Source organism: Streptomyces sp. STAM6 (assembly GCF_054963715.1).
The window spans coordinates 303485-325554 of sequence record NZ_JBUEFZ010000003.1; the positions used below are offsets into that span (position 1 = coordinate 303485).

Genomic DNA, 22070 nt, shown 5'->3' on the forward strand with positions numbered 1-22070 from the left:
CTTAGAACCCTCTTAGACGGTTCCTGGACCGTCCGTGCCATGCGCACACCACTGTCTGTCGTCATCGGTGCGGGCGGCACCGGCGGCCACATCTATCCCGGGCTCGCCCTCGCCGACGCCCTGCGCCGGGCCGTGCCCCACGCGGTGATCTCCTTCGTCGGGACGACCCGCGGACTCGAGGGCCGGCTCGTACCCGCCGCCGGCTATCCGCTGCACACCGTTGACATGATCCCCTTCGACCCGGCGCTCGGCGCCAAGCGGTATCTGCTGCCCGCGGCGCTGCTGAAGTCCGCCGCCCAGTGCAAGGCCATCCTGCGCGAGCAGCACGCCCAGGTCGCGGTCGGCATGGGCGGCTACCCGAGCGCGCCCGTCATCCTCGGAGCCCGCACCGCCGGGCTGCCGAGCCTGATCCACGAGTCCAACGCCGTCCCCGGCCGCGCCAACCGGTTCGCCGCCCGCCTCACACCCCACGTCGCGGTCGCCTTCGACACCGGCCACCTCCCCGGCGCCGTCACCACCGGCATGCCCATCGCCGCGGCGCTGGCCGCCCTCGACCGCCCCGCGCTGCGTCCCGCCGCACGACGGGAGCTGGGCGTGCCCGAGGGGCGGCGCCTGGTGCTCTTCAACGGCGGCAGCCTGGGCGCCGCCCGGCTCACCGAGGCCGCGCTCGGACTCGCCGAGCGATGGCGCCGACGCACCGACGTCCACCTGCTCGTCAAGACGGGGCCCGCGGCGCTCGACGCCACCCGGCGTGCCCTCGCCGGCAATCCGGTCGCCCGGGCCGTGCCCTACCTGGACCGGATGGACCTGGCCTACGCCGCCGCCGACCTCGTCGTGTGCCGGGCCGGTTCGGCGACCGTCGCCGAACTGGCCACCACCGGGGTGCCCGCCGTCCTCGTCCCCTACCCCCACGCGCCGGGCGACCACCAGACACACAACGCCCGGGTGCTGACCGACACGGGCGCCGGGCTCCTCCTGCCCGACGCGGAGACGACCGCCGGCCGACTGGCCGCGCTCGTCGAACCGCTCCTCCACGACCCCGCACGACTGGCGGCGATGAGCGGCGCGGCCGACCCCGGCCCGCACGCCCACGCCGCGGACCTGCTCGCCGAGCGGGTCCTGAACCTCGCCTCCCACCACCGCAACCACCAGGAGTACGCAGCATGAACTTCAGCGGCCGCACCGTCCTCGTCACCGGAGCCGAGGGCTTCATCGGAAGCACCCTCGTCGACCTGCTCGTCGAACGCGGCGCGCACGTCCGCGCGTTCGTCCACTACAAGCCGTACGGCGACAAGGGCAACCTGCGCCACCGGGCGCACGACGTCGAGATGATCGCGGGCGACGTACGCGACCCCGGCCGCGTCATGGACGCCGTCGCCGGCTGCGACACCGTCTTCCACCTCGCCGCGCTCATCGGCATCCCGTACAGCTACGACTCGCCGGGGGCCTATGTGCAGACCAATGTGACCGGCACGGAGAACATCGCCGAGGCGTGCCGCCGCCACGAGGTGCGCCGGCTCGTCCACACCTCCACCAGCGAGGTCTACGGAACGGCGCTCACGGCCCCGATCTCCGAGGACCATCCGCTCCAGCCCCAGTCGCCCTATTCCGCCTCGAAGATCGGGGCGGACATGATGGCGCTCTCGCACTGGCACGCCTTCGAACTGCCCGTCACCGTCGTGCGGCCCTTCAACACCTACGGCCCTCGCCAGTCCGCCCGGGCCGTCATTCCCACGATCCTCGCCCAGCTCCACTCGGGCGCCCGCCGGATCAAGCTCGGCTCGCTCACCCCGACCCGCGACTTCACCTATGTCACGGACACCGCCCGCGGCTTCCTCGACCTGGCCGGCTGCGACCGCGCCCTCGGCCAGGTCGTCAACCTCGGTTCGGGACAGGAGATCGCGATCGGGGAGCTCGCCCGCAAGCTGATCGAGGCGTCGGGCCGGGACGCGGAGATCACCGTCGACCCGGCCCGGCTGCGGCCGTCCGGCAGCGAGGTGGAACGGCTGCTGTCGGACAACACCCGGGCCCGGGAGTGGGCGGGCTGGCGGCCGGAGACGTCACTGGAGGAGGGGCTGAAGCACACGTCCGAGTGGATCGCCGAGCATCTGCACCTCTTCGCGCCCGACCGCTATCAGGTCTGAGCGGCCGCCGCCAGACCGCCCAGCAGCAGCGCGGTGAAGCGCTGGACCCACTCCGCGTCCACGGGTTCGGCGCTCACCAGCGCCCGGTGGACCACCGCGCCCGCTATCACGTCGAAGATCAGGTCGTCGGTGCCTGGCATCGGTCCCGGCCCGCTGCTCGCGGGCAGTTCGCCGCGGGCCTGCGCGCGCTGCCGCCCCTCCATGACGAGCCGCTTCTGCCGGTCCACGATCAAGGTGCGGATGCGTTCGCGCAGCGGGGCGTCCCGGGTCGACTCGGCGACCACGGCCATCAGCGCCGTCTTGGTCTCGGGCCGTTCCAGCAGCGCCGCGAACTGGCGCACCACTCCCTCGATGTCGGCCGCCAGGCTGCCCCGGTCGGGCAGCTCCAGCTCGTCGAAGAGAACCGCCACGGCATCCACGACCAGTTCGTTCTTGCTCGCCCAGCGCCGGTACAGGGTGGTCTTGGCGACTCCCGCCCGTGTGGCGACGTCCCCCATGGTCAGCTTCGACCAGCCCAGCTCGACCAGGGCGGCCCGTGTCGCGTCGAGTATCGCGGCGTCGGCCTCGGCCTTGCGCGGGCGCCCCGTACGGCTGGAGCGGGAACTGGTACGGCTGCACATGACGCTCGACCATACCGGCGAGTAAGTGCTGTTTTCCCGACCTGTGCGTGTGAGGCAGTTCACCTGGGAATCCCGCCCGGGGCCCTTGCGATCCAGTTACGCTACGACCCGTAGCGAAAGGCTTTGAGCGGCCCGAGCGACAACCACTGGCACCAGGGTGGGGACCCGGTGCCGAGCAACAGGTGATGGATCGCGTACGTCCGTGCGCCCCGCAGACCGGCGGGAGGGGGCGCGGACGGGCGCGGTTCGGCCATGGCGCGCGCCATGGCTTAGGGGTTAGGCACGCGGAAGGGGGAGGATGTACGTATGCAGCCTAGGAACATGTCCATGAGCGGCGTCGTCGACCTCGCCGCGGTGAAGGCGGCCGGAGAGGCCAAGGCGAAGGCGGAGCAGGCGCGCGCCGAGGCCGCCCGGCAAGGCGGCGGCGGAGCCGTGCCCCCGTCGGCCCTGGTGATCGATGTCGACGAGGCCGGCTTCGAGCGCGACATCCTTCAGCGCTCCACCGAAGTACCGGTCGTCATCGACTTCTGGGCCGAGTGGTGCGAGCCGTGCAAGCAGCTCACCCCTCTGCTGGAGCGGCTGGCCGTCGAGTACAACGGCCGCTTCGTTCTCGCCAAGATCGACGTAGACGCCAACCAGATGCTGATGCAGCAGTTCGGGATCCAGGGGATTCCGGCTGTCTTCGCGGTGGTCGCCGGACAGGCGCTCCCCCTCTTCCAGGGCGCGAGCCCCGAGCCGCAGATCAGGGAGATCCTCGACCAGCTGATCCAGGTGGGCGAGCAGCGCTTCGGGCTCACCGGCATCACCGTCGACCCCGGCGCCGCGGCCGACGAGACCGCCCCGGCGCAGCAGCCGGCCGGGCCGTACGACGCGCTGCTGGAGGCGGCGGTGCGCGCGCTGGACGCGAACGACTTCGCCGGCGCCGTCCAGGCGTACAAGAACGTGCTGGTGGACGACCCGGGCAACACCGAGGCCAAGCTGGGCCTGGCCCAGGCCGAGCTGCTCGGCCGGGTGCAGGACATGGACCCGCAGGCCGTCCGCAAGAACGCCGCGGACAACCCGGGCGACGTCCGGGCCCAGATCGCCGCGGCCGACCTCGATCTGGTCGGCGGTCATGTCGAGGACGCCTTCGGCCGGCTCGTGGAGGCGGTGCGCCGTACCGCGGGCGAGGAGCGGGACACCGCGCGGCTGCGTCTGCTGGAGCTGTTCGAGGTGATCGGTCCGGAGGATCCGCGGGTGAGCGCGGCCCGTTCGGCGCTCGCACGGGTGCTGTTCTGATCCACCGGACACCCGTCGGCGTGCGGGACGGTGTCCGTGTGACACCCGCCGACGATTTGGCGACACAGTGACATACAGCGGCCGCGCTTTGCCAAAACTTGGTAAACGCGGCCGCTGTTACTTGCAGTAAATCAACCCCCGTCTTATGTCCGGCTTTCAGTGCCGAAATCACCTTCTGTCGAACGCACGGGTAACACCCTGAGTGCCCGGCCGACACCGCGCCGTCGTGACGTGGTTATCCACCCGTTACTAGTGAGTAACGAACCCCCTTGTGTACCGGCTCGGAATGGACCACGATCGGCCACGCTCGGTCCAATACCGAACCAGCCCGGCAACCAGCCGCGCGAACGGGCTTGGGTCCCCACCGAGTGGGTCGGCGGCAGTGTGACGCCGACCGAGGACAGGGGGGTTCCTGCTGATCCCGGCAGGGCCTGTCCGGACAGGGTGCGCGAACACATGTAGCGCAGCCAGTGGTTGTCGCTCGGGGGTGATCGCCGGTGATTCGGACGCGGCTCGCGCCTGATCTACGGGCGCTCTCCTTCCCGAGGACGTATGCACTTCTCCCATCCCAGGACGGGCCCTGGGCCCATTCCCGGAGATGTACGTCCGAGAAGGAGGAAATCTATGAAGTCCCAGGTTCGTGGTGGGACCAGATGGAAGCGGTTCGCCGTTGTCATGGTGCCGAGCGTGGCCGCGACGGCTGCCATCGGCATCGGCATGGCGCAGGGCGCGCTGGCCGCGTCGTTCAGCATCTCCGGCCAGGAGTTCAAGGTTAAGGCCAAGGAACTCGAGGGCTACGACTTCATCCAGTACGGCAGCATCGCCCACGGCAAGGACCTCGAAGGCAAGGACTTCGCGGACCCGGTCGGTGTCTCGGGCTTCAGCGAGGCCTACATCACCGACATGTGCCAGTCGGTCGTCACGCCGAAGGTGCCGTTCATCGGCAACGTCAGCCTCGAACTCCGGGCCGGTGGCCCGGGCCACGAGCGCGTCTACGCCAAGGACATCTACCTGGATGTGTCGGAACTCGACGCCGACGCCGAGTTCAGCAACATCGACATCGGCGTTGCCGCGGGTGCCCTGAAGAACCCGGGTGTCCAGCCCGGCACCCAGGCCAACCCGTACGGCTTCTCGCAGCGCGCGAAGAAGGCCGTGCTGAAGAACGTCGAGCAGAAGGCGTGGGCCACCACGGCCGGCACGTTCAAGCTCAGCGGCCTCTCCCTGAGACTGCACAAGGGCGTCAAGGAGTGCTTCTAGCACTTCGCTGAACGGGCGGGATCGCGTGCAGCGGCCCCGCCCGCTCGGGCCACTTCACCACTTTTCACCGCAACAACCGCTTCCAGGGAGCTGTTTTCCATGAGCGCCGAGTCCACTGGATCCCGCGGATTCACCTACTGGCGGCTTCGCTTCCGGGCATGGCGTGGCAACCGGCCCTTCTGGGCGGGACTGTTCACTTTGTTCGGCAGTGTGCCGATCGCCTACCTCCCGTACGCCGATCTCCGGCTCGGCAACATGACGATCGCGATGGCGACCACGGCCGGGGCCGGATCGCTCATCATCGGGCTGCTGCTCGCCACCCTCGGTCTGACGATGTGGTTCCACTCCATCGTCCGGGTCTTCGCCGGCGTCGCCGCCATCGTCCTGGGGCTCGTGTCGCTGCCGATCTCCAACATCGGCGGTCTTCTCGTCGGCTTCCTCTGCTCCCTGATCGGCGGTGCGCTCTCCATCTCGTGGGCGCCCGGCGCGCCTCAGGAGGAATCCGCCGACGAGGAGGCGAAGAGCGATGTCCCCGCGTCGGACGACACCGCCGCGCTCGTCCCCGCGCCGCGGACCGACGAGGCGCCGGACGCGCACGTGACCGAAACGACGACCCACGCCAACGGCGGGAGGAACAGTGCGGGGTGACGAGACACAGTCGGCGACTGCCGGGGAGGACGCCGCACGGGCCAGAAAGGGGCCGCGTCACGCGGCCCCCCGTAAGTCACTGCTGACCAAGCTTCAGGCACCGGCCGGCAAGGCCATGGCCCTGGCCGCGATGCCCACCGCCGTGCTCATGGGCATGAGCCTCACGCCCAAGCTGGCGCTCGCCGACGACAAGGACATCCCCTTCGCGCCCGGTCCGTGCGTGACGCGGTCGGACGAGCCGGCGGAGTCCGAGAAGCCGTCGCAGTCCGAGTCCCCGGCCCCGAAGCCGTCCGCGACCGAGAGCGAGGCGGCCGGCGACGGTGCAGCGGGCAAGGAGGGTGAGCAGGAGCCGGCCCCCGGCGCGAGCCCCTCCGCGAGCGAGGCGGAGCAGGAGACCACCGACCCCAAGACCGGTGCGACCCCGCCTCCCGCCACCACGAGCCCCGCCCCGGCGCCCACACCGACGGAGTCCGCCAACCCGCTGGACCCGCTGGGCATAGGCGACGCCCTCCAGGACATAGGCGACGGCATCAAGGACGTCTTCGACGGCCCGGACGAGGAACCGACGGCAACCCCGTCGGCCGACGCTCCGAGCACCGGCGAGCCGACCGCGTCCCCGTCCACGGCCCCGGCCGCCGCGCCGACGGCGAAGCCGCCGGCCGACGAAGGCGCCGCGGACACCAAGGACGACACCACCGGCGCCGTCGACAAGACCAGGGACGCGATCAAGGAAGCCGCCGACAAGGCCGGCGCCGAGGTCGAGGAACTGCCCGAGGACGTCAAGGGACTCGACCCCCAGAAGGACGAGGACATCCCGGACGGCGCGAAGCCGCACTTCCCGTGCCCCACCAAGGACGCGCAGGCCCTCGCGGACGCGGAACTGGAACCCGGTATCCCGCTGCTCCCGGACGAGCCGTGGCGGCTGGAGAGCACCCGGCTCGACCTGAGAGGCCTCGACTACAAGGGCATCGTCGAGGTGAAGACGGGCAGTGGCAAGGTCAAGAAGGTCCTGAAGTTCACGGCCACCGAGGTCGACATCAAGGACCTGCACCAGCTGACCGTGCACTCCGAGGGCCGTACCGGCCATGTGAAGTCGCGCCCCGGCTCGACCTCCACGATCCGCAACGGCACGGTGACGATGTACACGGAGGAGCTGAAGGGCAACCTCTTCGGCATCATCCCGATCACCTTCAGTCCCGAGAGTCCGCCCCCGCTGAACGTTCCGTTCGCGTTCTTCACCAATGTGAAGGTGATCCAGGCAGGCCAGTTCGGCGGCACGCTCACCGTGCCCGGCCTGAAGAACTTCATCGAGGGCTGACCCGGCGGCCGGGAGACCCGGCACCGGGAGGACGAGCGGCGAAGAACGAGGGCGGGGCTCCGGTTCGGATCGAACCGGAGCCCCGCCCTCGTCGGTTGCCGCGGGAAGGTCAGGCCTTCTCGCCACCCAGGTGGTGCACCCGGACCATGTTCGTGGTGCCGGGGACGCCGGGGGGCGAGCCGGCGGTGATGATCATGGTGTCGCCCTCGTTGTAGCGCTGGAGCTTCAGCAGCTCCGCGTCCACCAGGTCGACCATCGCGTCCGTGTTGTTCACGTGCGGGACCACGAAGGACTCGACGCCCCAGCTCAGCGCGAGCTGGTTGCGGGTGGAGACCTCCGTCGTGAAGGCCAGGATCGGCTGCTCGGCGCGGTAGCGGGACAGCCGGCGTGCCGTGTCACCGGACTTGGTGAAGGCGATCAGCGCCTTGCCGTCCAGGAAGTCGGCGATCTCGGCGGCCGCGCGGGCCACCGAACCGCCCTGGGTGCGCGGCTTCTTGCCGGGGACCAGGGGCTGCAGGCCCTTGGAGAGGAGCTCCTCCTCGGCCGCCGTGACGATCTTCGACATCGTCTTGACGGTCTCGATCGGGTAGGCGCCCACCGAGGACTCGGCCGACAGCATGACCGCGTCGGCACCGTCCAGGATCGCGTTGGCGACGTCGGACGCCTCGGCGCGGGTCGGGCGCGAGTTGGTGATCATCGACTCCATCATCTGGGTCGCGACGATCACCGGCTTGGCGTTGCGGCGGCAGAGCTCGATCAGACGCTTCTGCACCATCGGCACCCGCTCCAGCGGGTACTCGACGGCCAGGTCGCCACGGGCCACCATGACACCGTCGAAGGCCATCACCACATCGGCCATGTTCTCGACGGCCTGCGGCTTCTCCACCTTGGCGATGACGGGGACCCGGCGGCCCACCTCGTCCATCACCTTGTGGACGTCCTTGACGTCGTTGGCGTCCCGGACGAAGGAGAGGGCGACCAGGTCGCACCCCATCCGCAGCGCGAAGCGCAGGTCCTCGACGTCCTTCTCGGACAGGGCCGGGACGTTGACGGCCGCGCCCGGCAGGTTGATGCCCTTGTGGTCGGAGATGACTCCGCCCTCGACGACGATGGTCTTGACCCGCGGGCCTTCGACCTCGACGACGCGCAGCTCGACGTTGCCGTCGTTGATCAGGACCTGGTCGCCCTTGGAGACGTCGCCGGGCAGGCCCTTGTAGGTGGTACCGCAGATGGACTTGTCACCGGGGACGTCCTCGGTGGTGATGGTGAACTCGTCACCGCGGACCAGTTCGACCGGGCCCTCGGCGAAGGTTTCCAGACGGATCTTCGGCCCCTGGAGGTCGGCGAGGACGCCCACCGCGCGGCCGGTGTCCTCCGACGCCCTGCGGACGCGGTGGTACCGCTCCTCGTGCTCAGCGTGGGATCCGTGGCTCATGTTGAAACGGGCCACGTTCATACCGGCCTCGATGAGCGCTTTCAGCTGCTCGTACGAGTCGACGGCGGGGCCCAGTGTGCAGACGATTTTGGAACGGCGCATAAGGCGGATCCTATCGGTTTGTTTCACTGCGGAATATTCCGCCTGGCGGAATGTACAAATGGGCGGGGTGCCGCTCAGTCGTTGACTTCTCCGGCCCCTTGGTTAACCAGTGAGTAGGTTTGCCGCGCGATTTCCAGCTCCTCGTCCGTCGGTACCACGGCCACCGCCACACGGGCGTACTCCGGCGAAATCAGCCGCGGCTCGCCGGAGCGCACCGCGTTGAGATCGGCGTCGACCGCCAGGCCCAGCTCCTCCAGGCCCGCGAGGGCAGCTTCCCGCACCGGGGCCGCGTTCTCACCGACACCCGCCGTGAATGCCACCGCGTCCACCCGGCCGAGCACCGCGTAATAGGCGCCGATGTACTTCTTCAGCCGGTGGATGTAAATGTCGAAGGCCAGCTGCGCCCGTTCGTCGCCCTCGTCGATCCGGCGGCGGATCTCCCGCATGTCATTGTCGCCGCAAAGCCCCACCAATCCGCTCTTCTTGTTCAGTAGCGCATCGGCCTCGTCGGTCGACATTCCGGCCACCCGCTCGAGGTGGAAGACCACCGCCGGGTCGATGTCCCCGGAGCGGGTACCCATGACCAGCCCCTCCAGCGGCGTCAGCCCCATCGAGGTGTCCACGCACCGTCCGCCCGCCACCGCCGACGCGGACGCGCCGTTGCCCAGGTGCAGCACGATCACGTTCACCTCGGACGGGTCCTTGCCCAGCAGTTGAGCCGTCCGGCGCGAGACGTACGCGTGCGAGGTGCCGTGGAAGCCGTAGCGGCGGATCCGGTGCGCGTCGGCGGTCTCGGTGTCGATCGCGTACCGCGCGGCGTGCTCCGGCATCGTCGTGTGGAAGGCCGTGTCGAAGACCGCCACCTGCGGCAGGTCGGGGCGGAGCGCCTGCGCCGTCCGGATGCCGGTGATGTTGGCCGGGTTGTGCAGCGGCGCCACCGGGACCAGCCGCTCGATCTCCGCCATCACCTCGTCCGTGATGACCGTCGGCGCGGAGAACTCGAGCCCGCCGTGGACCACACGGTGGCCGATCGCCGCCAGTGCGGGGGAGTCCAGGCCGAACCCGTCGGCGGCCAGCTCCTCCGCGACCGCCTTGAGCGCGGCGTCGTGGTCGGCCACCGGGGTCGTGCGCTCACGCCGCTCGCCGCTCGCCACCGGGGTGTGCACCAGACGCGAGGAACCCTCGCCGATCCGCTCGACCAGCCCGACCGCGAGGCGTGCGCCGTCACGCATGTCGAGGAGCTGGTACTTCAGCGACGAGGAGCCGGAGTTGAGGACGAGGACGCGGGTCGCGTTGCTCACGGGCGGGGCGCTTTCTGCTGCGGTGACGGGGGTCATGCGGAGGTGGTCCGGGAGGCGGGCTGGGCCTGGATCGCGGTGATCGCGACCGTGTTGACGATGTCGCTGACGAGCGCGCCGCGCGACAGGTCGTTGACCGGCTTGCGCAGGCCCTGGAGGACCGGGCCGACGGCCACGGCGCCGGCCGAACGCTGCACGGCCTTGTAGGTGTTGTTGCCGGTGTTCAGGTCCGGGAAGATCAGTACGGTGGCCTGGCCCGCCACCTCCGATTCCGGCAGCTTCGTCGCCGCGACGGAGGGCTCGACGGCCGCGTCGTACTGGATCGGGCCCTCGATCTTCAGCTCCGGGTGCGCCTGGCGCACCAGCTTCGTGGCCGCGCGCACCTTGTCGACGTCCGCGCCCGAGCCGGAGGTACCGGTCGAGTACGACAGCATCGCGATCCGCGGCTCCACGCCGAACCGGGCGGCCGTGGCCGCCGACTGCGCGGCGATGTCCGCGAGCTGCTCGGCGTTCGGGTCCGGGTTGACCGCGCAGTCGCCGTAGACCAGCACCCGGTCGGCCAGGCACATGAAGAACACGGACGACACGATGGAGGCGTCCGGCTTGGTCTTGATGATCTCGAAGGCGGGCCGGATCGTCGCGGCCGTGGAGTGCACCGAACCCGACACCATGCCGTCGGCCAGGCCCTCCTGGACCATCAGCGTGCCGAAGTAGTTCACGTCCGACACCACGTCGTACGCCAGTTCCACGGTGACGCCCTTGTGGGCGCGCAGCTCCGCGTACCGCTCGGCAAACCGCTGGCGCAGCTCGGACGTCGCCGGGTCGATCAGCTGGGTGCCGGACAGGTCGATGCCCAGGTCGGCGGCCTTCTTGCGGATCGTCTCCGTGTCGCCCAGCAGCGTCAGGTCGCACACGTCGCGGCGCACCAGGACCTCGGCGGCCCGCAGGACCCGCTCCTCGGTGCCCTCCGGCAGCACCACGCGGCGACGGTGGGCGCGGGCCTGCTCCAGCAGCTCGTGCTCGAACATCATCGGGGTGACCCGGCCGCTGCGCGCCACCGACAGCCGCTTCACCAGGTCGGCGGTGTCCACGTACCGCTCGAACAGGCCGAGCGCCGTCTCCGCCTTGCGCGGTGTCGCCGCGTTCATCTTGCCCTCGAGCGAGAACAGCTCGGCCGCCGTCGGGAAGCTGGTGCCGCTCACCGACAGCACCGGGGTGCCGGGGGCGAGCCGGCCGGCCAGGGTGAGGACCTCCTGGGTGGGGCGCTCGTTCAGGGTCAGCAGGACGCCCGCGATGGGCGGCGTGCCGGCCGAGTGCGCGGCCAGCGCGCCCACCACCAGGTCGGCGCGGTCGCCGGGGGTGACCACCAGGCAGCCGGGGGTCAGGGCGCTGAGGAAGTTCGGGAGCATCGCACCGCCGAAGACGAAGTCCAGGGCGTCCCGTGCCAGCCCGGAGTCGTCGCCCAGCACGACCTCGGCGCCCAGCGCCTGGGTGATCTGGGAGACCGTCGGCGCGGAGAGCGCCGGCTCGTCGGGCAGCACGTAGCAGGGCACCGGCATACGAGCCGCGGCCCGCTCGGCGAGGGCCGCGCGGTCCTCGGCGGCCACCCGGTTCACCACCATCGCGAGGACGTCGCAGCCGAGGCTTTCGTACGCCCGGAACGCGTTGCGGGTCTCGGCCCGCACCGACTCGGCGCTCTGGCCCTTGCCGCCCACCACGGGTATGACGGAGGCGCCGAACTCGTTGGCCAGCCGGGCGTTGAGCGCCAGCTCGTCCGGGAGCGGCGTCGCGGCGAAGTCCGTGCCGAGCACCAGCACGACCTCGTACGCCCGCGCCACCTCCAGATAACGGTCGACCAGCCGGGAGACCAGCTCGTCCGTGCCCTTCTCGGCCTGGAGCGCGGAGGCCTCCTGGTAGTCCATGCCGTACACGGTGGCCGGGTCCTGGGAGAGCCGGTACCGGGCGCGCAGCAGGTCGAAGAGGCGGTCGGGGCCGTCGTGCACGAGCGGCCGGAACACCCCCACACGATCCACTTGGCGGGTCAGGAGCTCCATGACTCCCAGCTCCACGACCTGCCGGCCGTCCCCGCGGTCGATCCCGGTCACGTACACGCTGCGCGCCACGCGTGCTCTCCTGTCGAGTGAGTGTGTGGACACCTGTGCCTGTTCGGGGTGGCCCCCCGGACCCCGAAAAAACCTCGTTCGGGTGGCAATACCCTCTTGACAATACCCCCCGCGCTGGGTAAGGCGCTGCCCGGGAGTCCGGTCCGGGGCGCCATGGCGCCCGGCCCGGTGCACATGTGGCCAAGGCCTGGCGTGGGACAATTCGGGAAGGCTCACACGTACCACTACCGAGCAGGAGACACAGCACGATGCGCATCGGAGTTCTCACCGCAGGCGGCGACTGCCCGGGCCTGAACGCAGTGATCCGGTCGGTCGTGCACCGGGCGATGACCGGCCACGGCGACGAGGTCATCGGCTTCGAGGACGGGTTCAAGGGCCTCCTCGACGGCCACTACCGGCCCCTCGACTTGAACGCGGTGAGCGGCATCCTCGCCCGCGGCGGCACCATCCTCGGCTCCGCCCGGCTCGAGCGCGCCCGGCTGCAGGAAGCGGCCGAGAACTGCGAGGAGTTGCAGAAGCGGTACGGGATCGACGTCCTCATCCCGATCGGCGGCGAGGGCACCCTGACCGCCGCCCGGATGCTGTCCGACGCGGGCATGCCGGTGGTCGGCGTGCCGAAGACCATCGACAACGACATCTCCTCCACCGACCGCACGTTCGGCTTCGACACCGCGGTGACGGTCGCCACGGAGGCCATAGACCGTCTGAAGACCACGGCCGAGTCCCACCAGCGGGTGATGGTCGTCGAGGTGATGGGCCGGCACGCGGGCTGGATCGCGCTGGAGTCCGGCATGGCGGGCGGCGCGCACGGCATCTGCCTGCCCGAGCGGCCCTTCGAGGTCGACGACCTGGTCAAGATGGTCGAGGAGCGGTTCGCCCGCGGCAAGAAGTTCGCGGTCGTCTGCGTCGCCGAGGGCGCGCACCCGGCCGAGGGCTCCATGGACTACGAGAAGGGCGCCATCGACCAGTACGGTCACGAGCGGTTCCAGGGCATCGGCAACCGGCTCGCCGCCGAGCTGGAGAAGCGCCTCGGCAAGGAGGCCCGGCCGGTCATCCTGGGCCACGTCCAGCGCGGTGGTGTCCCCACGGCGTACGACCGGGTGCTCGCCACCCGCTTCGGTTGGCACGCCGTGGAGGCGGCGCACCGGCGCGAGTTCGGCAGGATGACGGCGCTGCGCGGCACCGAGGTCCATATGGTGCCGCTGGCCGAGGCCGTCACACAGCTGAAGACCGTGCCCGAGAACCGGATGTACGAAGCCGAGTCGGTTTTCTGACCTCCCGCACCCCCGAGCGGCCTTGATCGCCTCCCCCGAGGACGACCAGGGCCGCTCGTCCTCCCCTCGGGCCATGCGGGGCCCCCGCCGGAATTGCCGATTTCCACTCTTGAGTCGGTCAGCCGTTTGAACAAGGCTTACGCCTGTCCCGGACATGTCCCAACCCTGTCCGGGGGTGGTCCGGGACGGGCGCGCGGCGGAGCCAGGGGAGGGCGCATGGCCGACGGGGAGACAGCTCCCGACCCCAGGGACGCGCGCGACCCCGCCGGGTTCATCGCCCAGCTGCAGGCCCTCAAGGACTGGTCCGGGCTGACGTACCGCGAGCTCGTGAGCCGTGCGGAGGCGGTCGGCGACGTGCTGCCCCGTTCGACGGTGGCGAACATGCTGGCCCGGAACACGATCCCGCGCGAGGAGCTGCTGACCGCCTTCGTCCGCGCCTGCGGCGCCGGCCCCGAGGAGCTGTCGAACTGGCTCGCGGTCCGCAAGGAGCTGGCGGTGCGGGGGCATTACGAGCCACCCCGGGCCGCGACGAGCGCCCCCGACGCGCCGGCCTCCGCCGGAGCCGCCGCCCCTGCCCCCGCGAACGGTTCCGGGGACCCGCGCGGTGTGACGGCGGGCCCGGGCGGTCCCGTCACCGATGAGGGTGGTGCGGCCCCGGATCCGAGGGGCCCGGCCCCGGATCCGGGCGGTGTGGCGGCCGGCTCGGACGGTGCGCACCCGGGTCCCGGCGGTGCGCACTCGCGGCCCGGTGGCCGGTTGGCGGGGGCGGGCGGTGGGTCCGCGCGTACGGAGCGTGCGCCCGCGCCGGGCGGTGCCGACCTCGCCGGGGCGGGCACCCCCGCGCACGGCGGCACCGCCGCCGAGGCGCCCGGTGGCCCAGGGCGGTCCGGCCGCACCGGGGTGTCCCTGAGCAGCGGCCGGCTGGGCCGGCTTCTCGTCCCCCTGCTCTGCGTCCTCGCCCTCGTCGTCGCCGGCGCCACCGTCGTGGCCTTCGTCCTCGGCGACGACGGGAAGCACGCCGGCAAGCGCGAAGGGAAGCCCGTGGCGCCCGCGCCGGGACCGGTGCAGATCCGGGCCCTCCACTCGGGCCTCTGCCTCAACGAACGGCCGAAGCAGCGCAGCGGGCAGATCTACCAGGTGCCCTGCGAGGGGGCGGTGGTGCCGCGCTATTCGCTGGTGCGCCTCGACGGCGAGCTGTGGCGGCTGCACACCGACCACCCGGACTTCGGCCCCGGCTGCTCGGGTGTCCCGGTCGAGGTGGCGCGGCAGGACGGCGCGCCCCTGGTGGACCAGGACTGCGGCAAGCGCGGTCCGCGCGAGGCGTTCCGCATCGAGGCGCTCGGCGCCGGCCCCGTGCGCGGCTATCGCCTCCGTACGGCGCACTCGGGCCTGTGCGTGGAGGTCCGCGACGGCGATCCGGACGCCTGGACGGACGTGGTGCAGGAGGCCTGCCGCGAGGACGGCAAGGGGCAGCTGTTCAGCTTCGACCCGCGCGGCGGCTGAGCGCGCCCGGGGCCAGGGGCTGCCGGGGCCGGGGCGTGTTTCGCCCTAGATCCTGGCCAGCGCCCAGAAGTGGTCGACGATCCGGTCCAGGTACTCACGGCCGGCCTGGCCGTCGCCCGCGTCCGTCAGGTCGGCGCCCCAGCTGTTCGTGGAGACCATGCGCGCCTGGTAGTCGGCGTGCAGCTGCTGGAGCACCTCTTCCAGGTGGTCGCGGTCCATGGGCAGCAGCTTGCCGGCCGGGCGGACGTACGCCTGCCAGCGGGTCGTCGCGGCGCTGCGCAGCAGCTCCGCCAGCTCCTCGTTCCGGCCGGTCGCCGTCAGCAGCTCGCGCGGTCCGAGGCCGAGCACCTGGGCGAGGGCGGCGGTCTGCCGTTCGTTGCCCCGCCAGCGCCCCGACTCCTCCATCTTGAGATACGCCTTGGGCTCCAGGCCGATACGGCGGGCCAGGTCGTCGGGGGCCAGGGCGCGCGCGATCCGGTGCTCGCGCAGGCTCGTCGCGGCGGCCAGCAGTTCGCCGGGCGAACACCACAGCACACCGGCGAGCGCGGTGAGCTCGCGGGTGTCGGGCGCCGCGAGGCCGCGCTCCCAGGCGACGACCGTCTCGGGCGGGACGGCGAGGCCGTACTGGGCGCGCAGGCCGTACGCCACGTGGCCGGGGGCCATTCCCAGCGCCTCGCGCAGTCGGCGCGCGGCGAGGGCGTTGAAGGGGGCGGGAGGGGGAGTGGGGTGCACGGGCACAAGGTAGAAGCAGAGGGTCACTTCTGGCTACGGTCGGTTCAGCCAAGGCCAAATGTTGGAGGAACGTCCAGTTTGGCCTTACCTGTGAGTAATTTACCGTGCTGCACTGATCCAGCGGTAGTGCAGTTCGGGGCGACCCACCTGCCCGTACTGCGGTGCGCGGGCCGCCCGACCGGCGCTGACCAGGTGCTCCAGGTAGCGGCGGGCCGTGATCCGCGAGATGCCGACGGCGGCACCGGCCTCGGCTGCCGTGAGCCCCTCCGCCGCCTCCCGCAGCGTCCGGGTCACGGCCGCGAGCGTGGGACCGCTCAGTCCCTTGGGCAGGGCGGCCGGCTGAGGGGCGCGCAGGGTGGCCAGCGCGCGGTCCACCTCGTCCTGGCCCGACGCCTCGCCCGCGGCGGCGTGGAACTCGGCGTACCGGACGAGCCGGTCCCGCAGCGTGGCGAAGGTGAACGGCTTCAGCACGTACTGCACGACGCCGAGCGACACGCCCTCCCGGACCACTCCCAGGTCCCGGGCGGAGGTGACGGCGATGACGTCGGCGTGGTGCCCGGCGGCCCGCAGTGACCGCAGCAGATGCAGACCGTGCCCGTCGGGCAGGTAGAGGTCCAGCAGGAGCAGGTCGACCGGGGTCCGCTCCAGCAGCCGTCCCGCGGCCGCCCGGGAGTGCGCCACCCCGACGACCGAGAAGCCGGGCACCCGGCCGACGTAGAGCGCGTGGGCGTCCGCGGCGACCGGATCGTCCTCCACCACCAGCACTCTGATGGGCGTTCCACCCGCGTCCTCGTTCACGGCCGGACCTCCACCGGGACGAGCGGCAGCCGTACGGTGAACTCCGCGCCGCCGTCGGGGCCGTGCCCGAGTTCCACGGTGCCCCGGCCCCGCTGCGCGGCCTGCCGCACCAGTGCGAGGCCGAGCCCCCGGCCCGCGCCCCGGGTGGACCAGCCGCGCTCGAACACCGCGTCGTGGTCCTCGGCACCGATGCCGGGACCGCTGTCGGAGACCCGCAGCACCACTTCACCGCGGTCCGTGCGGGCGGTGACCGTGATGCGGGAGCGGCCGCTGCCCTGGGCGGCCTCCAGGGCGTTGTCGATCAGGTTGCCCAGGATCGTGACCAGGTCGCGGGAGGGGAGCGTCGGCGGCAGTACACCGTCGTCGATCCGGCTGTCCTCCGTCAGGACCAGCTCGATGCCGCGTTCGTTGGCCTGCGCGGCCTTGCCGAGGAGCAGTGCCGCCAGCACCGGCTCCCCGACCGCGTCGACGACGCGGTCGGTCAGTGCCTGGGCCAGCTCCAGCTCGGCCGTGGCGAACTCCAGCGCCTCGTCGGTGCGGCCCAGCTCGATCAGCGACACCACGGCGTGGAGGCGGTTGGCGGCCTCGTGCGCCTGGGAGCGCAGCGCCTGGGTGAATCCGCGCTCGGAGTCCAGCTCGCCCGAGAGCGCCTGGAGCTCGGTGTGGTCCCGCAGCGTCACCACCGTGCCGCGCCGTTCGCCGCCGACCACCGGGCGGGTGGAGACCACCAGTACCCGGTCGGCGGTGAGGTGCAGCTCGTCCGCGCGCGGCTCGGCGGAGAGCAACGCGCTGGTGAGGGACGGCGGCAGGCCGAGCTCGGCCGCGGGGGTGCCGACGACGTCCGCGTCCAGGCCCAGCAGCTCCCGGGCCCCGTCGTTGATCAGCGCGATCCGCCGCTGTCCGTCCAGCATGAGCAGCCCCTCGCGCACCGCGTGCAGGGCGGCCTCGTGGTAGTCGTGCATCCGGCTGAGCTCGGCGGCGTTCATCCCGTGGGTGTGCCGTCGCAGCCGCGCGTTGATCACGTACGTGCCCGCGCCGCCGAGGGCCAGGGCCGCGCCCGCCACCGCGAGCAGCGCGGCGACCTGCTCGCGGATCTGTGCGCTGATCCGGTCGATGGTGATGCCCGCGCTGACGAGCGCCACGACCCTGCCGCCGTCCTGCACCGGCACCACGGTCCGCACCGAACGCCCGAGCACACCCCGGTACGTCTCGCTGTACGTCTCGCCGCGCTGCGCGGCGTCGATGTGGCCGAGGTACTTCCTGCCGATCTGGCCCGGCTCGGGGTGGGTCCACCGGGTGCCGTCCGGGGCCATGATCGTCACGAAGGTGACGCCCGAGTCCCCGATCAGGGACGCGGCGTACGGCTGGAGCACGGCCGTCGGGTCCTCGGAACGGGCCGCGGCCGCCACGGCCGGCGACTTCGCGACGGCCGTCGCGGTCGCCGTCGCCTGCCGGCGGGCGGTCTCCTCGGCCTGGCTGCGGTCGGTGAGGTACGCGAAGACGGCGCATCCCGCGACGATGGCGGCCACCAGCACGACCTGCATCGCGAAGAGCTGGCCGGCGAGGCTGCGGGGGTGAGGGCGGGCTATGCGCATCGGATCAGTCTGCCTGGCGGGGATTCGTGTGAACGAAAGGTACGCAACGGTGACCGCGGTCACAAGGTGAGAGATGGTCTGCGGGATCCACCGGGACGTGGAGCGACTCACCGAGGAGGACCCCGTGGCCGCACGACGGGACCGTACCCACTATCTCTATCTGGCCGTGATCGTGGCCGTCGCCCTCGGCATCGCCGTGGGGCTGATCGCCCCCGACTTCGCCGTCGAGCTGAAGCCCATCGGCACCGGCTTCGTGAACCTGATCAAGATGATGATCTCGCCGATCATCTTCTGCACCATCGTGCTGGGCATCGGCTCCGTGCGGAAGGCCGCCAAGGTCGGCGCGGTCGGCGGTATCGCGCTGGGGTACTTCCTGATCATGTCGCTGGTCGCCCTCGGCATCGGGCTGGTCGTCGGCAACATCGTCGAGCCCGGCACGGGACTCGCGGTCACCGACGCGGTCAAGGAGACCGGCCAGGCACAGGTGAACGCCGAGGCCAAGGACACCACCGAGTTCCTGCTCGGCATCATCCCGACGACCATCGTCTCCGCCTTCACGGGCGGCGAGGTCCTCCAGACCCTGCTCGTCGCCCTGCTCGCCGGTTTCGCGCTGCAGGCCATGGGCGACGCCGGCCGGCCCGTCCTGCGCGGTATCGAGCACATCCAGCGGCTCGTCTTCCGCATCCTCGCCATGGTGATGTGGGCCGCCCCGATCGGTGCCTTCGGCGCCATCGCCGCCGTCACCGGCTCCGCCGGTCTGGACGCCCTGAAGAGTCTGGCCGTCCTGATGCTCGGCTTCTACATCACCTGTGTGCTCTTCGTCTTCATCGTGCTCGGCGCGCTGCTGCGGATCGTCGCGGGGCTGAACATCTTCACCCTCTTCACGTACCTGGGCCGGGAGTTCCTGCTGATCCTGTCCACCTCCTCCTCCGAGTCCGCGCTGCCGCGGCTCATCGCGAAGATGGAGCACCTGGGCGTCAGCAAGCCCGTGGTCGGCATCACCGTCCCGACCGGCTACTCCTTCAACCTCGACGGCACCATGATCTACATGACCATGGCGTCCCTGTTCATCGCCGACGCCATGGGTACGCCGATGTCGATCGGCGAACAGGTCTCGCTGCTGCTGTTCCTGCTGATCGCGTCGAAGGGCGCGGCGGGCGTGACGGGTGCGGGCCTGGCGACCCTGGCCGGCGGTCTGCAGTCGCACAAGCCCGCCCTGGTCGACGGTGTCGGCCTGATCGTCGGCATCGACCGCTTCATGAGCGAGGCGCGCGCGCTGACCAACTTCGCGGGCAACGCGGTCGCCACCGTCCTGATCGGCACCTGGACCAAGGAGATCGACCGGGCCCGGGTCACCGAGGTCCTGTCCGGCCGGGCCCCGTTCGACGAGGAGACCCTGCTGGACGACCACGCGCCGGCGGAGCCGGCGGCGGACGGCCTCCCCGAGCCGCGGGAGCCGGCGAAGGTCTGACGGCGCGACGGGTACGGCGCGGCGGGGTCCGCGGCGACGGCCTCCCGCGCGACGCGGTCCGCGGGCGGGCCCGGGGCGAGATGCCCCGGGCCCGCCCGTCTCGTGTCGTGTCGTACGAACGGGCGTCTCCGGCTGGCCGGACCGCTCCCGGTGGCCAAGGGTGAAACCGCACGCCGCGCCTCGCGGGCCCATCCGGTGAAGGGAAGTCAGATGCCGAAGTTCCTGGTCCAGGCGAGCTACACCGCCAAGGGGACCGAGGGCCTGCTGGCCGAGGGCGGCACGGGCCGCAGGGCCGCTGTCGAGGAGGAGGTGAGGTCGTGCGGCGGCACCGTCGAGTGGATGTACTTCGGCTTCGGCGACGCCGACCTGTATGTCGTCATCGACATGCCGGACCATGTGTCGATGCTGGCCAGCGCCATGGCGGTGCGGGCGACCGGGGCGGTGGAGTCCCGGGCCACCCTGCTGATCAGCCCGGAGGACGTCGACGCGGCCACCAGGAAGTCGGTCGAGTTCCGCCCGCCGGGCGCCTGATCGCGACTGGGGGCTACCGCCAGTAACACCGACGTGCCATCGTAAGCGCACTCCGTTTCTGACATGCGCATGCGAAGGGATGCCGTCCATGGCACGTGTTCCGGCAGTGCTCGCCCTCACCCTCGCCCTCGCGCTCGGCCCGGTGCCCGCCTCCACCGCGGAGGAACCGTCCGCCCCCGCACCCGGGGCCGGGCTGCGCGACGTCGTCCTCGTCGGCAACAGCGCCGACGGCACCGTCAGCTTCATCGACTCCCGCAGCTACGAGAACCTCGGCTCGCTCGACGTCGTCCCCGACCTGGAAGCCGTCCTCGCGGGCATGGACCCCTTCCGCCGCGCGGCCTACGAGGTGGTCAGGCGGCAGGCGGGCGGCGACAAGTTCGTCGACGACGCCCATGTCTCGCCGGACGGCCGCACCCTGTACGTCTCGCGCGGCAACCTCGGCGACGCCGCCGCCTACGACATCGCCAGCGGCCGGCAACTGTGGCGTACGCACCTCGACGGCTTCAAGGCCGACCACGCCGCGCTCTCCGCCGACGGCTCCACCTTCGTCGTCTCGGCCATCACCGCGGCCAAGGCCCAGGCGCTGGACACCGCCACCGGCCGGGTCACCGGATCCTTCCCGACGGGCACCTATCCGCACGAGAACATCTACTCGGCGGACGGCACCCGGATCTACAACATGTCGATCGGCGTCACCTCCCTGCCCAGGGCGCTCGACTTCCTCAAGGGCGCCAAGCAGGTGACGGTCGCCGACGCCAGGACGCTCAAGGTGCTGCGGACGTACACCTTCGACAAGGGCGTGCGCCCGGCCGTCGTCACACCGGACGGGAAGACGATGTACGCCCAGCTGTCCTACCTCAACGGTTTCATCGAGTACGACCTGGTCGCCGGTCGCACGGTCCGCACCGTCGAGATGCCGTTCAGTGCCGCGGGGGCGGCCCTGAAGCCCGACGACTACCCGCAGAACTCCGCCCACCACGGCATGGCGATGAACGGCGCGGGCGACAAGCTCTGCATGGCGGGCACGATCGACGACTACACCGCCGTCGTCTCCCGCCCCGGCCTCGCCACCGACGGACTCGTCCACTACCCCGAAGGCGCCCTGCCCTACTGGTCGGTGACCGCCCCGGGCGGCACGCACTGCTTCGTCACGCTGTCTCAGCGCGACGAGGTCTCCGTCGTCGACTACCGCACCGCCGAGGAGGTCGCCCGGGTGAAGGTCGGTGACTTCCCCCAGCGGGAGCGGGCGGGGAAGGTCGCCGAGGGGGTCCTGGCCGGACTCAGCCGGTAGCGGGCTCCGGCAGCGCCTCCACGAGCGCGCCCGCCCGCTCGGGGTGCACGCCGGCGGAGATCAGCATCGTCGTCGCGGCGGACCGTCCGGCCCGGTCCGCCGCGAGCGCGCCCGCGTTCACGGCCTCCATCAGGCCGAAGAGCACCTGTTCGTGCACGTACGCGAGGGCGGCGGCCGGCAGGGGAGAGGTGAAGGCACCGGCGTCCAGGCCCTGCTGGAGCAGGGCCGTCGCCGCCCCGCGCACCGGCGCGAGCCGTGCGCGGATGCCCTCCATCGTGACGCTGCGCTGGGCGAGGGAGACCAGCAGCCGGTAGCGGTCGGCGATCCGCCACGCGGCGAGGGTGGCGCGGGCCAGTGCCTCGGCCGGGTCGTCCACCCCCTCGCGGCCGCTCGCGTGCGCACGCGCGACCGCCTCGACCGCGCTGTCCACGAGTGCGGAGATCAGCGCCTCCCTGCTGGGGAAGTGCCCGTACACGGTCCGCCGGACCACGCCCGCGGCGCGGGCGATCTGGTCCATGGAGGCGTCGGGGTCCCGCAGGAGTTCGGAGAGGGCCACCTGCTCGATGCGGCGCCGGTTGGCGTCGGCTCGTCCAGAAGTCACGTTCTCATTTTGCACACTGCTGTGCAGTCCCGTAAATTGCACACTGCTGTG

The 22070-nt window shown here is 71.4% G+C and carries 19 protein-coding genes; 11 read left to right on the forward strand and 8 right to left on the reverse strand.

All coding sequences use genetic code 11. The features are described 5' to 3' along the window. The first annotated feature begins 39 nt into the window (after nt 1-39). Both ACY34K_RS06150 and ACY34K_RS06155 read left to right on the forward strand, forming a co-directional pair. On the forward strand, nt 40-1167 hold the full coding sequence (locus ACY34K_RS06150; RefSeq protein ID WP_462744518.1) for a UDP-N-acetylglucosamine--N-acetylmuramyl-(pentapeptide) pyrophosphoryl-undecaprenol N-acetylglucosamine transferase: 1128 nt from the start codon (nt 40-42) through the stop codon (nt 1165-1167). Continuing rightward, nucleotides 1164-2144 (forward strand): GDP-mannose 4,6-dehydratase, encoded by a 981-nt coding sequence (locus ACY34K_RS06155; RefSeq protein WP_462744520.1) that lies wholly within the window; start codon nt 1164-1166, stop codon nt 2142-2144. Before ACY34K_RS06150 ends, ACY34K_RS06155 begins: the two co-directional genes overlap by 4 nt. On the opposite strand, the gene ACY34K_RS06160 is transcribed toward ACY34K_RS06155, so the two are convergent. Beyond that, entirely contained in the window at nt 2135-2764 is a 630-nt protein-coding gene (locus ACY34K_RS06160; protein ID WP_462744522.1) for a TetR/AcrR family transcriptional regulator, read from the reverse strand. The two genes, ACY34K_RS06155 and ACY34K_RS06160, sit on opposite strands and share 10 nt — an antisense overlap. 306 nt (nt 2765-3070) lie before the next feature. Here ACY34K_RS06160 and ACY34K_RS06165 point away from each other — a divergent pair, with 306 nt between their 5' ends. The 4 genes from ACY34K_RS06165 to ACY34K_RS06180 all read left to right on the forward strand — a co-directional run bounded on the left by ACY34K_RS06165 (nt 3071) and on the right by ACY34K_RS06180 (nt 7265). Beyond that, a complete protein-coding gene (locus tag ACY34K_RS06165) occupies nt 3071-4042 on the forward strand; it encodes a tetratricopeptide repeat protein (RefSeq protein ID WP_462744524.1) in 972 nt (323 codons plus the stop codon). 624 nt (nt 4043-4666) lie between these two features. Next, a complete protein-coding gene (locus ACY34K_RS06170; RefSeq protein WP_462744526.1) occupies nt 4667-5299 on the forward strand; it encodes a DUF6230 family protein in 633 nt (210 codons plus the stop codon). A gap of 99 nt (nt 5300-5398) precedes the next feature. After that, on the forward strand, nt 5399-5947 hold the full coding sequence (locus ACY34K_RS06175; RefSeq protein ID WP_462744528.1) for a DUF6114 domain-containing protein: 549 nt from the start codon (nt 5399-5401) through the stop codon (nt 5945-5947). Next, nucleotides 5937-7265 (forward strand): hypothetical protein, encoded by a 1329-nt coding sequence (locus ACY34K_RS06180; RefSeq protein WP_462744530.1) that lies wholly within the window; start codon nt 5937-5939, stop codon nt 7263-7265. Before ACY34K_RS06175 ends, ACY34K_RS06180 begins: the two co-directional genes overlap by 11 nt. A gap of 109 nt (nt 7266-7374) precedes the next feature. On the opposite strand, the gene pyk is transcribed toward ACY34K_RS06180, so the two are convergent. From pyk to pta, 3 genes are all read right to left on the reverse strand, one after another. Further along, nucleotides 7375-8802: a pyruvate kinase gene (pyk, locus tag ACY34K_RS06185; RefSeq protein WP_462744532.1), complete on the reverse strand. Its 1428-nt coding sequence runs from the start codon at nt 8800-8802 to the stop codon at nt 7375-7377. Nucleotides 8803-8876: 74 nt separating this feature from the next. Beyond that, complete coding sequence (locus ACY34K_RS06190) at nt 8877-10139, reverse strand: acetate kinase (RefSeq protein ID WP_462744534.1); 1263 nt, start codon at nt 10137-10139, stop codon at nt 8877-8879. Then, entirely contained in the window at nt 10136-12223 is a 2088-nt protein-coding gene (pta, locus tag ACY34K_RS06195; RefSeq protein ID WP_462744536.1) for a phosphate acetyltransferase, read from the reverse strand. Before pta ends, ACY34K_RS06190 begins: the two co-directional genes overlap by 4 nt. Before the next feature lie 248 nt (nt 12224-12471). Between pta and ACY34K_RS06200 the strand changes: the two genes are divergently transcribed. Next, a complete protein-coding gene (locus ACY34K_RS06200) occupies nt 12472-13497 on the forward strand; it encodes an ATP-dependent 6-phosphofructokinase (RefSeq protein WP_462744538.1) in 1026 nt (341 codons plus the stop codon). A gap of 216 nt (nt 13498-13713) precedes the next feature. Beyond that, complete coding sequence (locus tag ACY34K_RS06205) at nt 13714-15000, forward strand: helix-turn-helix domain-containing protein (RefSeq protein ID WP_462744540.1); 1287 nt, start codon at nt 13714-13716, stop codon at nt 14998-15000. A 45-nt stretch (nt 15001-15045) separates the two neighbouring features. On the opposite strand, the gene ACY34K_RS06210 is transcribed toward ACY34K_RS06205, so the two are convergent. The 3 genes from ACY34K_RS06210 to ACY34K_RS06220 form a co-directional block, all read right to left on the reverse strand. Continuing rightward, on the reverse strand, nt 15046-15732 hold the full coding sequence (locus ACY34K_RS06210; RefSeq protein WP_462744542.1) for a helix-turn-helix domain-containing protein: 687 nt from the start codon (nt 15730-15732) through the stop codon (nt 15046-15048). A 99-nt stretch (nt 15733-15831) separates the two neighbouring features. Then, the gene (locus tag ACY34K_RS06215; RefSeq protein ID WP_462744544.1) at nt 15832-16530 is read right to left on the reverse strand and encodes a response regulator; all 699 of its coding nucleotides are present in this window, start codon (nt 16528-16530) and stop codon (nt 15832-15834) included. Continuing rightward, nucleotides 16527-18125, reverse strand: coding sequence for a sensor histidine kinase (locus ACY34K_RS06220; protein WP_462744546.1), 1599 nt, complete (start codon nt 18123-18125; stop codon nt 16527-16529). The genes ACY34K_RS06215 and ACY34K_RS06220 overlap by 4 nt, the downstream gene beginning before the upstream one ends. Nucleotides 18126-18198: 73 nt before the next feature. Between ACY34K_RS06220 and ACY34K_RS06225 the strand changes: the two genes are divergently transcribed. From ACY34K_RS06225 to ACY34K_RS06235, 3 genes are all read left to right on the forward strand, one after another. After that, the gene (locus ACY34K_RS06225; RefSeq protein WP_462744548.1) at nt 18199-19596 is read left to right on the forward strand and encodes a cation:dicarboxylate symporter family transporter; all 1398 of its coding nucleotides are present in this window, start codon (nt 18199-18201) and stop codon (nt 19594-19596) included. A gap of 210 nt (nt 19597-19806) precedes the next feature. Next, nucleotides 19807-20127, forward strand: coding sequence for a GYD domain-containing protein (locus ACY34K_RS06230; protein ID WP_462744550.1), 321 nt, complete (start codon nt 19807-19809; stop codon nt 20125-20127). Between the two features lie 88 nt (nt 20128-20215). Further along, nucleotides 20216-21418 carry a YncE family protein gene (locus ACY34K_RS06235; protein ID WP_462744552.1) on the forward strand — a complete coding sequence of 401 codons (1203 nt, stop codon included), beginning with the start codon at nt 20216-20218 and terminating at the stop codon, nt 21416-21418. On the opposite strand, the gene ACY34K_RS06240 is transcribed toward ACY34K_RS06235, so the two are convergent. Further along, nucleotides 21408-22019 carry a TetR/AcrR family transcriptional regulator gene (locus tag ACY34K_RS06240; RefSeq protein ID WP_462744554.1) on the reverse strand — a complete coding sequence of 204 codons (612 nt, stop codon included), beginning with the start codon at nt 22017-22019 and terminating at the stop codon, nt 21408-21410. The genes ACY34K_RS06235 and ACY34K_RS06240 overlap by 11 nt on opposite strands. Nucleotides 22020-22070 lie beyond the last annotated feature (51 nt).